This is a genomic window from Bacteroidetes bacterium SB0662_bin_6 (assembly GCA_009839485.1).
Taxonomy (GTDB): Bacteria; Bacteroidota; Rhodothermia; order Rhodothermales; family VXPQ01; genus VXPQ01.
Map to the genome: position 1 here is coordinate 231,926 of VXPQ01000046.1, position 13,530 is coordinate 245,455.

Consider the following 13,530-nt stretch of genomic DNA (forward strand, 5'->3'; position numbering starts at 1 on the left):
GGGGCCCGCAAACATTCCTTCAAGAGGCGATCCTCTCATGCAAGCCGCATACGAAGGTTTCGATGCCCATGTTCTGGAACGCCGCTACTTTCGAGATCAGCGCCTTCCGTGCCGCGTCGTCATCGGGCGCATAGGCTACCTGGATGTGATTCGACTTGTGGCGGGCCATCATCTGGTCACGCGAAACACCATGCAGCACGGCGTGCATGATCGGCCACTGCGATGTGGTAAGCCGCCACCGGCGCTCCGTCTCTTCCCGTGGTAATTCCACGACCGTGCCCCGCCCCACGTCTGCCTTGAGGCGGCCGTCCTCGGCAAAAACACGGCTCCAGATTATCTCGCCCGGCTTGCTGATTCCTTTCAGCGTTCCCCCTCCCAACCGGAAATACATGGGTGGCTGGCGTTCACTACTCGTCCCCGAATAGCCTCCTGTGAAATGTGCGGGCGGCGCAGCCCCGGAAATCTCGAAGACCCACACGAAATCTCCGTCATAGGGCTCGCCCCAGCGAAGGTCATGCAGGGTGGTCTCCGGTGAATACCCGAGCGCGCGCCAGAGGCGATGGGTCACCAGGGCATCCAGCCCGGCACACTCATCGACCTCGTTGAAGTGTGGAAGCGCCGTTCCGGGATAGAGCTCGCGGGCGCCGTCGCGCGAATATACCGGCGGGCGTTCCGTGTTGTTCAGAAGGCCTTCCGCCAGATCGGAGGCGGGCAGCAGATCCTTGAGCCCCTGCTGGTATTGGATTCCGACGAGATCGCAACCGAAATCATCGGCGATGCGGAGCACGGCAATGTACATCTTGCACTGCTGCAACACCTGTGCTTCCGTGAGATGTTCGTCTTCGTCCGGCCCCAACTGAAAACGCACGCCACGATCTTTGAGCCACTCGAAACAGGCCTGCGCCTCTTCCTCGGAAACCCGAGTGGCTTCGTAGTACAGAGCGCTCTGGCTGAGACGTTCTTTGAAAATCCCGACCGGGTGCAACAGTTCGTCGGGGATGATTGCATTATACATCCCCATGCATCCCTCGTCAAAAACCCCCATGATAGCCTTGTCCCGTCGAAGCTCCCCGGCCAGGCGGCGGCCAAGCTCAGACTCCGCATCCGTAAAATCCAGTTCGGATGCGGGAAGCACGTGGCTCAGATCGTGCGCTACGCTACCTGTTTCGAGCCAGACGCGAAGCCCCTGCCTGAACTTCTCGTCGGTGAAATCATCGCTCCAGAGCGTGCTGTATGGTACGCCGGCCTTGGTCAGGCAACCGTTCATGTTAAGCATGCCGACAAGACCGGGCCAGGTTCCGCTCCAGTTGGCTACGGTCAGAATCGGCCCGCGATGGGTCGACAAACCGGGCAGGACGTGATGTGAGTACTGCCACGCCGCAAAGGCGATCACGAGAGGATTGTCAGGATCTATTTGCCGAAAGACTGTCCGGCCGTGCTTCTGGCTGTCGATGAAGCCATGTTTCTTTTCGGGGAGTTCCTCGTGGGCGCGCACTACCTGATGCCCTTCCGCTTCGATGACTCGTATGATGGCCCGTTCGACCTTCTGCTGCTCAGGCCAGCATCTTTGATTGGCTGCAAGGCGCAGATCTCCGTTGGCGATAAGCGTAACAGCGTTCGTGCTCACAAGCTTCTGCTTCTTCTTTCTGCGGCGTGCCGGGAAATCCGACGAGAAATTTTAGCGTTAACATCTAAAGAAAAGTAGCGATTCAGGCCCACCATGTCAAGCAGATCGACGATGGATAACGTAGCGCTCTGACGGCCATGAACAGAGCTTTTCAGAGCCATTCTCCGCCGAGGAACCGGCGCCCGGGCAAAGCGGAGAAATACAAGGCGATTTGGCGAGCGGCAACGCATCGCGGCATATCCGGTGCGAGGCAAAGCGGATCGAAACGGATACTTCGGGAACCTGCACCACAGGCAATCATGGAAGAAATACCGATGCGGGTTGCTGATCCACACTCCTTATTCTTTCCTTTGATCGACTGCAAAGTTTAATGAGCACTATCCTGGATGTCGCCAATCAGGCGGGTGTCAGTGCGATGACCGTCTCGCGCTACTTTAACCAACCCGACATGCTTGCGCCTGCCACGCACAGAAAAGTGCGCGCCGCTATCGAAGAGCTCCAGTATGTCCCCAATGCAGCCGCCCGCAGCCTTGTCAACGGCTGCACGAACGCCATTGCCCTGATTCTGTCCGACATTACCAACTCGTTTTATACCACGGTAGCCCGAGGAGTAGAAGACAAGGCGCAACAACACGGATACGCTCTCATTCTCGGCAATTCCGATGAATCGCTGGAGAAAGAACGCCTTTATCTGGACGTGCTCATTTCGCGCCGCGTGGATGGCGTGTTAATTTCTTCCGCCCCGGGAAACAACCGCCACCTCGATATGCTGCGCCACCACGACATCCCGGTGGTGTTGATCGACCGTACCGTGGAGGAAATCGACGCCGACGCGGTATGGGGCGATACATTCACCGGGGCCATCCATCTGACCGGTCATCTCGTCGAGCAGGGGTTCCGGGACATTGCCCTCGTGGGTGGTTGGCCCGGGGTTTCTTCCCTGGAAGAACGCCAGGCCGGATACCTTCGCGCCATGAAGGAAGCCGGTCTCGTTCCTCACGTATATCCGGGACGTACGAGCCGCCAAAGCGGCGAGGAGATCACGGAACAACTGTTCAGGAAGAACTTGCTTCCTCGGGCCATTATCGCTGCAAACAACCATGTGGCGGTGGGGGTACTGGTTAGTCTGAGACGCCATGGGGTACGTGTGCCGGAGGACGTAGCGGTGGCCTGTTTCGACGATATCGAAATCGCTGCCCAGATAAATCCTTTTCTGACCGTCGTCGCCCAGCCGGCTTACGAAATGGGGGCTCTTGCCATGGACATGCTCCTCGAACGGATGCAGGGCTTCGACGGCGCTCCGCGCCATCGTGCGTTGCCTACGAAGATGATCGTACGGTCCTCTTCCCTCGTCCCGGCGCCTTGACGGGCAGGCACAGATAAAGCCCCGGCGAGGCTGCACTGCAGAAAATCATGAAAGAAGGTTTCTGCGGTACCGGCCTTACGGTGCAAACGCGCTGCGTATTTCGTTCAGTGTTTTCCCGAGGGTTCCCACAGCGATCCGATCGAGCGCTTCTTCGCTCCCCTGCAAATGGATCGTACGGTGCACGTGCGTCAGGGAGTCCCCGGGCGCCAGCGCCATAGCCGGGGAAGAGCTTTCGAGTTCATAGAATGGGCCGAGTGGTTCAGCGCCCGGCTCGGGCGGCCCATCGTTGTAACTGTTTATGATATCGCCCGCGTAGGGGTCCTCCTGGATTTCCCACATCGAGTTTACATAGTCCGCCGCCGTCTCCGACATCGTATATTGCACCAGCGTGAGCACGCGGTTGTCCGCATCGTAGCTCCCGAACACGGGCTTGCTACGCTTGCTGGTCAGGCCGATCTTGCTGCGATATTTTCCGTCGCCGCTGAAGTAGATCACATCGTCCTCGATGATCAGCCGGTCCGGAGGCGGTTCGCCAAAATAGGCTGCGTTGACGATGGGGCCCAGTACCTCCTCATCACCGGACTGATAAGGAATCACGACTGTGGTCGCCGGGGAAGGGGTGAACATGCCGAGAATCCAGATCGACAAGAGGCCTCCTTCTTTGGTCCAGGCCTCATCACCCACGTTCGTGATACTGTTGACGGATTCGAAGGCGACAACCTGGACGACGGAATCCAGCGCCACGCCCAACCCCTCGGCGACCTCAGCCCTGCCTGACAGCCGGACCTCACGGTCCACTTCGAGATCGAACGTCGTACCGGAAAAGTTTGTCAGGCGCATTGCTTTTTCGAAGACAATCCTGTCGCGCTCCTGCGCCGCCACGGGAAACGGATCCCAGTCTATGGCGGCAGGCACGTACCAGTGTTCCATTTCGAACGGGTCGCCTCCCTGGAAATAGATGGAGAACTGTCCGCCTTCGGGCCCCAACCAGAAGCGATCTTCGCCCCCGAACACATTGATGTGTTCCTGCCGCTCGCCTGAGGCGATAAGCTCCCGATTGATCCAGCCGTAGCTCATTCCATCGCTACCGGCAGCAGTACTCGTCAGGACGCGTCCTTGCATGGGCGGGCTGACTACGACCTGGGCCTGCCCTGCTTCATCAGATAACACAACCACTTCGGTATGCTCGTTGAGAAAAGCAAGATCTTCCCCAAAGGTTGCGGTCTCCGTCACGGTGTTTTCCATCTCATCATCCGACCGGTTGCAGGATGTCGACAGTACTGCAAGTAATATGCTTCCCATGATGACCTTCTTCATAGGTAATCCTCCTTTTCGTCAAAAAAACCGACATGCCTTCCGTATTTACGCACAAAAGTCCCTGGAGTCAGCCGTCTTTTCACCATGCATTTCGGACGGCGCCACTCGGATGATACGATGAAAAACACCAAACAGATAATACTCCCCCTACCCCGCACACCCGCCAGGGGACGTATGCATCTTATCACCGCGCCTGTCATGGACGAATTTCCAGCGGATAGCGGGCCAGTTCCGCCGCCGACCTTTCAAGGGGCGCTTCGTTACCCAAAACCAGCGTATAAGAGCCGTCATCCGGTAACCCCTCGACCTTCAGGAGCACCTCATACGGCTCGTCGTAGGGTACCGGCAACGCGGTAAGCAGCTTTTCGACGTTCACCCGGAGCGTCCGTCCGTCGAGAGAATAACTTTGGGCAGCAATTCCATCAACCCCCACGACCATATCCCGCTCCACATTGACATAGAGGCCGCCGAGTTGACGCAGTACGTCGGCGGCAGCGGCCAATCCGCCCACCTCGGCCCAACTCGGCCCGGAGCGGAGCGGGGTTTGTGGAAACCCTTCATGATCGATGTTTTCCGGCCCCAGCCCCAGGGGAAACGTCGGAGCATTGTATATCCCGTTCTCGACGTGCTGAGGAAGGGTAATCAGCGCAAGCGAGGAACGGGCGGCTGCCACCCCTCGCTCGACCAGGTCCTGCCGCCCGGTAAGCAGCCCGAGTCGGACCAGTATCCCGGCGAACCGGTGGTCACGCTGATCCAGCCATTCGGCATCGCCGATCTGTGAAGAGAAGCCTCCGAAGGGATAGGCCGTAATGATATAATGCGGCGCCCATACCGTTTGCAGAAAACTGGCATAGTCCGCGACGGCCTCGGCCGCTTCAAGGTAACGCGATTCCCCGGTTGCTTCGTAGAGCGAAACAAAACCCTGCAAGGCCCACGACATCGACATGGCGTTGCGCGGCGGCTGGCCTGTCCGCGGATCGAAGAAGGTCTCGGCCTTGACGGCACAGGAGTATAGCGCCTCGAAATCCACCCATCTTTGTTGAGGCATTACGTCATCTATCAGAAACTGTGCGGCGCGTTTGGCTGCTTGCAGGAATTTATCTTCGCCGGTAGCGCGATACAGCTCACTGAGTACCCACGCATGCGCTCCGCCATCGGCGTTCCAGCGCATGCTCGGACGAGGTTCAAGATGCTCGGTGAACCAGGCGGGCACACTGCCTTCGGGCTGCATACGTGCTATGAGAAAGTCGCCATACCGCTGGACGTAATCCAGAATACGCGGGTCTTTCTGATAGAGACGATAGACCTCCATCAGATAACCCGCTGTCACACTGGCCGATGCCGTCTGATAGTCCCCCTCTTCCCAGTTCCAGTAGGTCCGTGTTTCGTCCGGATCGTACCCCTCGGTCGGAAATCGCCAGAGGCTGCCTATCCAATGCTTCTCGTTCAGATCGTAAAGGGAAGGAAACAAACCCTCATGCTGCGGCGCCATGAGGGCCAGGTTGACCATGCGGCGGGCCTTGTCGATGAGTGAAGGATCCCCAAGCCGCTCGCCCCAATAATAGAATCCGGTGGCGTCCGCTACGTTATTCCACCAGGCCGTATTGTATGTCAGATGAAACCACTGCGGCGCCGTGAGCCGCAGCGCCCCGACCGGCTGCCCCTCCATTTCCCACTGCTGCCAGGAATTCCAGGCATCCGGTCCTTCAGGGTCCCGGTGGACCATGACGGGCTTCCCGTCTTCATACTCGACAGTAAAACCTTTATAGGCCAAAGATGCCGGATACGCAATCGAGGCATACTCGGCGAATGGCATCGCCTGGGGGCGGGGACGCTGGAAATAGTGCCTCCCGTAACGGTCCCAGAGATACGTAGCCGCCCCCTGGTATCCCCGGTAAGGCGAGGCTTCGGCGTCCAGGATGAGATCCATCCCGTAACGCACCTCGTTGTCGGAAAGCGTACGAACGAGGGTTCCACCCGCGTTTTCATGGCGCCAGTAAACGTGCTGCTCCGTGATCGCGTCCATGACGCCATACGCCAGCAGCGGGTGATTCGTCATCCCGGAGGCAAGTTCCAGATCCAGCACGGCCGGCATGGATATCCTGGACGAGTCGATAGGAACGCCGAAAATCCAGGGATGCTTTTGAGGTCGCGCGTGCTGCCCGTATACAATGTGCTCGTTGATCTGGTCAAGATCGGGTACCAAGGCTGCAAACACGCTCCCGGTCTGCACGATGGCCGCGGGCGCAAAGAAGGCGCGATCGCCGATGACATCGCCGGGAGATCGCTTGTAGGCCGGCGCATGGCTGAAATCCGGGGATCCCGCCTCGGCAAAGGAAAATGGGGAAAACAGATATTCCAATTGCGGCGGATCGCCCCGGAGCACCCCCTGCACGTCGACGTGAATGATGTTTCTTCCCCGTTGCAGGCTCACGGTCTGCTCGACGCGCACCATAGGGGTCTCCCCGGTAAGCACCACCTGTACTTCCTCGGGAGTTTTTTGGCTCACGTGCACCGTACGGAGTACTTCGGGAACGATCACGCGGTACTCCTCCGCAATGCGCAGGGCCCGACCCTGCTCGTTGGAGCGATCCAGGTACAGTGCAGTGGTAGTGTGCGGGCGCGGGTTGGGAGGACGAAACGCCTCAGCCACAAGCACCCATTGCCCGGCCTGCGCGGCAAAGAAGGCCTGATCAACGCCTTCGGGGCTCGGCGTGAATCGGGCTTTGACGAGGCCGTTGTCGATCTCGATGTACCCGTCGATCTCACGTACCTCGACCGGGTTGGTCTGAGACGCCGCCCGTTGAGCAGATCCGCCAAATACCGTGGCGGCAAGAAGAAGGACGGCAACGGCGCTTCGCCATCGAGGCCCCGCCATGCACCGACGCCCCGGTCGCGCGGCGGCGCGGGATGCGTTCGCCAGTGGGGTGGGTTCCATACGTGCTCGGAGTTGGTTGGCTGTGTCTTGAGGACAGGAGCCCTACCGTCCGAAAGCCAGTGAGAACATATGGGTGTATCCGAGAACGCCGAAGTCCCACCATGCATAGTTGACGGCGATGCCCCCGGCACTGGTGGTAACTTTCAGACCGGCCCCAAGGGTAATACCTTCCTCGTCGTAATTGAACCGGTACCCTGCCCGTAGCGCAAGCAGGTCCCGAAAGACGTACTCCGTCCCTGTGTTCACTTTTTCGGGGCCGTCGTTCGGATGAACGAACTCGCCGGCGAAGGTCCAGGCATGCGGGCTGCCCTCCCCGGCCTCAATCACGTCGTAGGCAGCGCCTATGCTGAAATTCACAGGCATCCGCACGTTGGCGGGTTCGTAGCCTATGCGCTCGTCGAACTGGGCGATTTGGGTGTCGGGGCCGATATTTTTGCCGACCATGGTTAGACGGAGACTGCGGAGACCTGTGTAAAAGACCGTACCCACATCGACGGCCCAGGCGCCGACGTTGGCGTCATCGAGCGTCTCGGAAATGTATTTGGCGTTGGCGCCAAAATAAAGGCGGTCCGTGATGCGGCGGGCATAGCTGACCCCCGCCACGAGATTATGGGCGGAAACCGTACCCAGGTCGGTGAGCACCTCCGAGCGCCCGGTAGGCACCCCCTGGTCCAGAATGGGACGGTTTTCGGTCCTCGGCATGTCTCCGTAATCAAGGTAGAAGACGTGAACGCCTACGGTGCCTATGCCCTCGAATTGCTTGAGAGCGGCGGCGCTCTGATAAGCAATATCGGCAAACCATTGCACGTGAGAAATCGCCACATTGAAATTCTCGACGTTCACGGTCGAGGCCGGATTGGTGAATACCGTGGCGGCGTCCGCGTAGCCTGCGGAAGACAGAATGCCGCCGATGCCCGCCTGGCGTGCGCTTGTGGGCAGTTTCAAAAACTGAAAACCGGATTGCCCGACCCGCTGAAAAGAGGGCGATTCGACACCAGTGCCTACGTCAGGCTCGATTTGCCCATGGGCCGGATGCACCGCCAGAAACAGGATCGATGCACAGGCGAGTGAGGCATATTTTTTCATCTTGGCTACCCCCGGTAGAAAGTCTCGGCGTTCGGACGACGTTACGGTTTTACTCACTTGATGATGATGAACTTGCCCATGTCCGCCTCCCCTTCGTGGCCGGACACATGCGACTCGATGTGGTAGATGTACACCCCGGGCTGCACGTTTTGAAAGAAGCGAGTCAGCAGGTAGTCGCCTTCGAGCGCACTTCCCCAGGCTTCCTCCCCGAAACCGTCATTGTGCTCAATGGTGCGAATCAGCTCTCCAGCGACATTGAAAATGCGGATCGTACAAATCCCCGGAATGTTCAGAAAACTGATTCTCTTTTCTTCGGAGGGATCGGCAAGACCACTGACCTGCCGGAAAGGATTAGGGATAACCAGCACATCCGACAGGCTGTTGCTTGGCGCCGGCTTGGCGGCCAGCGCGTTGTATGTGTAGGCGGTAAACCCGCTTTCCAGCCCATCCTCGTCATAGGAAGTGACCCAGTAGCGATACGGGATGCCCGCTTTCGTTGCAAGGCGGTAGGTGACCTTGTTGCCGGTGGTCAACCCGGCAGCCTGGTCCCGGGAAATGTTCGCCACCTCCTCCCAGGGCCCCTCTATGCGCGACTCGGACTGGTATATTTTGTACCCGGCCCAATCGTTGCGTCCCTTGATCGGATCAACGTAGCCGTTCGGCACGGCCGTGAAGGTAATATCGAACCCCTGCGTGAGCGTCTCGGGATCGGCAAACAACTCGACCTGGATCATGTCGTCGTTGCTGGCGAAAGGAGCATCGCCGACGGTAGGCGGCGGATAGGCGGTGATGCCGGCATTCCAGTTCCCGGTGCGTTGCCAGGCCTCTACGATCCCCAGAGCGGCCGCCCAGTTTTCCTTCAGATTGGCCATTCCCGCCGCAAGGTAGTTCTGCGTGGCCTCCAGGCCGCCCCGCTCGGTAACGTTGCGGTCCATCTCCCCGAGCGCGATCACCCGGATCAGCTCGACGGAATCTCCGGGGGCAATGTCATAGGGGCCGATGCCCAGGTTGAAAGCGCCAAGGCGTTCATAGATATTGCCATCGACGGTGGACGCGTCGGCGTTCGCCTCGCGCCAGCTCATCCGCGGCTGCTCGGGGGTCATGCGCGTGAGAACATAGTCCGGGTCCCTGTTCGTGGGCTGCCAGAATTCTTCGTCGGGCGCGCCCGGGTTCTCATTCAGAATCCGGTGATAGATTCCTTGATAAACCTTCTTCTCACCGAACTTGTTGGGCGTCACGTCCACGATGTTGTCGGTGAATATCTGGGGCGAATAGAGCCTGCGGTCGATCGAATTCTGGATGGTGATATTGCCCGGATCCCCCCGGTCGCCCGTGACGTCGCCGGGAGAAATGTCATAGGTCACGGGACTCTGGTTCGGCGGCATGGAGGTGTCGTCGTAGAACACGAAGTTCCCCTGTTCTTCCCGGGAATTGCTGAAGGAAGCATCCCAGACATATTCGTCATCGAACGGAGTCCCATACGGCACGCCCGTTGCGATATTGATGCTGTAGGTAACAGCGTGATACCAGTCCTGGATGGTGGTGCCGCCCTCGTTCGTGTACACCTCGCGCTGTATGATGAAGTCGTCGTACTGCGGCAGGCTCCAGACCATCCTCTTTCGGGATACCCGCAAAGGGATAGTCGGCACCCCAGGTGCTGACGGATCAATGGAAGTAACCACATCGAAGGAATACTCCTCGGCTTCCTGTGCGCTTTGGCTGAAGTTGTAGTTCTTCACCAAAGTGTGCCCGACGACGTTGAAGGTGGGCGGACCGGCAACGATCAGATCCCCGTCGACGAGAGCGACCCAGTTTTCGAAGGTGTTGAACCAACTCGTAGGGGCCTCGAAGTAGCCGGGGTAGGCGGACCTCCAGGCGGCCGGGTTGGGAACTGCCTCACTGACAATGGTCCAGAACTTGCCCCGCGTGAGTTGGTGGTCGGTGATGGCCTGCGCAGCGACCGGGGCGGGGAACGCAGCCAGGACAGCGCCTATCACGAAGGCTGTGAAAAAGGAGACTTGCCGTGTCGTTATGCTCATCGGTCTGGGCTCCGGTTAGGCTGAAAAAAACTTGCTTCCTGGGCGATTAAAAGTTCAATTGTACCCCGAAAAACATCTGCCGGGGAAGCTGAACGAGATCGTACCAGTCCCATTCGCTTTCTTCCCCCGTTGTTGGATTCACCGGGAGTTGATCTTCTTCGTGGTAAGCAACCAAGGCATCCTGTGAGGTGGGGAACCTGATGCGGTTGGTATTGAGCACATTATGAACGTCCACGCTGAACTCAATCTCCGAAGAGCCAACCAGGCCAATGGCTTTCGAGATACGCAGGTTAGTGTTGTGGTAGGGTTTCCACCGCCTGTTATTGGGCTCGGTCGAGAAATCTCCCGGGGAGTGATAGGTGTAGCGGTGGCCGCTGGCGAAATTGTAAAAGGCGTTCACATGCCATCCTCCCAACGGGTAAAAACTTCCAAGGTCAGGGCCGAATTGTTCCGGCGTGAACAAGTTCAGGATTGCCTTGAAGCTCGTAGTCGGGTTCCATTGGTCGTTGTTCTGCCCGGAGGTCCCCCGGTCTCTCAGGCTCACGCCGTGCAATCGGTTTGGCCGTACGGGGTTGCCATCCACTTCGACGAATATCTGTCTGAAACCGTATTGGCCGGAGCGCACGAAAGAGCGGTTGAAAACAAGCTTCAGGCGTGCGTTCCGCAAAAAGAGCGTCTCGATGGACGCTTCGAGGCCTCTCACATCGACGAACCCGCCATTGGTCGTTACCCGGCTGCGGCCGCCTCCCGGCGCGAACCCAAGGGTGGCCACCGGGTCGGTATACACCTCGGTGTTTACCGAACCCCCGAGGCCGAAAAGGTTGGCGTGCGATCCGAATCCCACAAAGTCGACCCGCCCCTGGCTCACTCCGAGAGAAGTCAGATTCTTGCCGTCCTTGTAATAGGCGGTCACGTCGAGTTGGGCCAACCGGGGAATATGCTGATCGAAGCCAATCTCGTACTGAATGATCTTCTCGAAGGTGAGCTCCGGGTTGGCCGTGTTGGTGTTGGGGTGATAGAAACCGAACGCCTCCTCAGGTGAAGCATCCGGATTGCCTTCCGAACTGGACGTGATGTGAAAAATCGTCGGGCCGCCACCGATCAGTTGCCACGCCGGGCGCTGGTTGAAGTGACCGTAGGAAAAGTGCAGCACGGTCAACTCCGTGATCGGATGGGATATGCCGAAACGCGGTGAAAGCACGGCCCGAGAACGGGTTTGCACACCGTGCGTTTCCGCATCGTAGCTGGGCACGTGGGCCTCGTCGAACACGCCCGGATCGAATATCGAGGGCGCCACTTTCGTGTTCGCATCAAAGGCGTCGAAACGCAGCCCCGCGTTGACCACCATGCCGTTCAGCTCCACCTTCCCCTGCACATAGGCTGCCGCATCCCACGGCTTGAAATCGGGCTTCGTCGCCAAATTGGAGTAGACGGCGCCCGGCATGTCTCCGGCCTTAAAGGTCTTCGACACGTACTGTGGGGAGATGAACACACCGGCCTTCAATTGAAACTCCTGGCTTACCTGATTCGTGTAGTCCACCTTGGCTACAGCGGCCTCTGAGCGCACCTTGAGTTGAAAAATGCCCGGGTGGCGGCGATGAAAAATGGGAGGCAGCAAAAACAGCGGGTTGCCCGGAATCATTGTTTCGTCCCAGTGGGTGCCAAACTCCTCTGACTCGGGATCATAGAATTCGCTGTCCTCGAGTTGGCCGAAGTTGTCCCGATCCAGACGCATGGTGGTGTAGCTCACCTTGGCGTCGAGAAAAGATGAAGGATTGAATACGTGCGTCCAGGCCAGTTGTCCACTCCGCATCCGCATGTATTCCGGCGGCGTCGGAACCTGAAAGATGTTCGAGGTGCCGTAGGGCCAGTACTTGAACGTGGAATAACCGGAGTGATAGTACGGCGGAGGGCCCCAGAACCCCGAAACGAATGCATCTTCACTGGACCAGTAGCTCAACCGCGGGCCATCCGTGTTGTCGAAACCCTGGTAAAGGCCCGAAAGCTCAAGCCGGTTGCTGGAGCCGAGCCGGTAATGCAGCTTGCCCTGGTAATTCCAATCCTGAGTATACTCCAGATAAGCCGGGAAATTCGGGGCGCTCCGCACGTACTTCCCCGAAGCAAGAAACCCCAGGTCTTCCGTGATCGGCCCATAGAACGTTCCCTCGCCCTCCCAGGTAGCGCGCTCGGCATAATCCTGCATGCGGCGTGAAACGTCCCCGAAAAGATCCCCCGTGATGAAATTCGTCCACGCATCGAGGCGCTCCTGCGGGGTTCGCGCGGCCCACGCGCCTCCCCCGGTGTTCTCGGTCCAGTAGTCGAGCGTAGCCATCACCTTCCATTCATAATTCTCTTTACTGTAAATATTCCGGCCCCAATGATATTGTCCCGCGGGGCGATATCGGGAACGTATCGTGCCGCGAATGCGGTCTGAAGCAGAACGGGTGACAATGTTGATTACCGAACCCGTCGCGCGCCCGTACTCTGCGCTCCAGCCACCGGTAAGGACCTCCAGTTCCGCGATGGTCGTGGTGTTGACGCCTGCCAAATTACCCCCTGAAACATTGTCGCGCAGGCTGAGCCCATCAATGAAATAGCTGTCCTCGAGTCCAAAGCCCCCGCGAATACCGCCGTGGATGTTCGTTCCCGTCTGAATCAGAAGCGCCTCAGAGAGTGTCTTCACCCAACTGTTATCAAGCTCCTCACCGCTCATGCGCTGTTTGCTGCCCGTGAGATCCACCTCTACAGGCGGACGCTCCGCAACCACCACCACCTCTTCTGCTTGCACCGCAGAGGGGGAAAGCGAAAAATTCAACGGGGCCGTTTGATTAATGTAGACCCGCACGTCGGTCTGCGTCACCGTTGCAAAACCGATCATCGTCGACTGTACGACATGCGTACCCGGGGGCACCTGTAAAATGAAGTAGTTGCCCTCGGCGTCGGCGGCGGCCCCCAACCGGGTGCCCTCGACCACCACATTTGCCCCGGACAAGGGTTCTCCCGTGACCGCGTCGGTGACGGTACCTGCTATCTTACCCGTCTGCGCATGGACGAGACCTGTAGAGAGAAGCAAACCTCCAAGGACGAGAAGCGAAGAAGCGTATCTCCTGATCATGATTAACCTGCGTCGTGTGCTTGCATGAACCGCGAAAACCGC

Annotated in this window: 7 protein-coding genes; 1 reads left to right on the top strand and 6 read right to left on the bottom strand. The window is 58.6% G+C overall.

Features of this window, described 5'->3' with window-relative positions:
• Nucleotides 1–19: 19 nt before the first annotated feature.
• Nucleotides 20–1,627, bottom strand: coding sequence for a fucose isomerase (locus tag F4Y00_08940; protein MYE05078.1), 1,608 nt, complete (start codon nucleotides 1,625–1,627; stop codon nucleotides 20–22).
• 370 nt (nucleotides 1,628–1,997) lie between these two features.
• Here F4Y00_08940 and F4Y00_08945 point away from each other — a divergent pair, with 370 nt between their 5' ends.
• Nucleotides 1,998–2,993 (top strand): LacI family transcriptional regulator, encoded by a 996-nt coding sequence (locus tag F4Y00_08945; GenBank protein ID MYE05079.1) that lies wholly within the window; start codon nucleotides 1,998–2,000, stop codon nucleotides 2,991–2,993.
• A 75-nt stretch (nucleotides 2,994–3,068) separates the two neighbouring features.
• On the opposite strand, the gene F4Y00_08950 is transcribed toward F4Y00_08945, so the two are convergent.
• The 5 genes from F4Y00_08950 to F4Y00_08970 form a co-directional block, all read right to left on the bottom strand.
• A complete protein-coding gene (locus F4Y00_08950; GenBank protein ID MYE05080.1) occupies nucleotides 3,069–4,238 on the bottom strand; it encodes a hypothetical protein in 1,170 nt (389 codons plus the stop codon).
• 268 nt (nucleotides 4,239–4,506) lie between these two features.
• Complete coding sequence (locus F4Y00_08955) at nucleotides 4,507–7,248, bottom strand: hypothetical protein (protein MYE05081.1); 2,742 nt, start codon at nucleotides 7,246–7,248, stop codon at nucleotides 4,507–4,509.
• A gap of 42 nt (nucleotides 7,249–7,290) precedes the next feature.
• Nucleotides 7,291–8,334, bottom strand: a complete 1,044-nt coding sequence (locus tag F4Y00_08960) for a PorV/PorQ family protein (GenBank protein MYE05082.1) — start codon at nucleotides 8,332–8,334, stop codon at nucleotides 7,291–7,293.
• A 53-nt stretch (nucleotides 8,335–8,387) separates the two neighbouring features.
• The gene (locus F4Y00_08965) at nucleotides 8,388–10,373 is read right to left on the bottom strand and encodes a hypothetical protein (GenBank protein MYE05083.1); all 1,986 of its coding nucleotides are present in this window, start codon (nucleotides 10,371–10,373) and stop codon (nucleotides 8,388–8,390) included.
• A 46-nt stretch (nucleotides 10,374–10,419) separates the two neighbouring features.
• A complete protein-coding gene (locus F4Y00_08970) occupies nucleotides 10,420–13,488 on the bottom strand; it encodes an outer membrane beta-barrel protein (GenBank protein MYE05084.1) in 3,069 nt (1,022 codons plus the stop codon).
• Nucleotides 13,489–13,530: the final 42 nt, after the last annotated feature.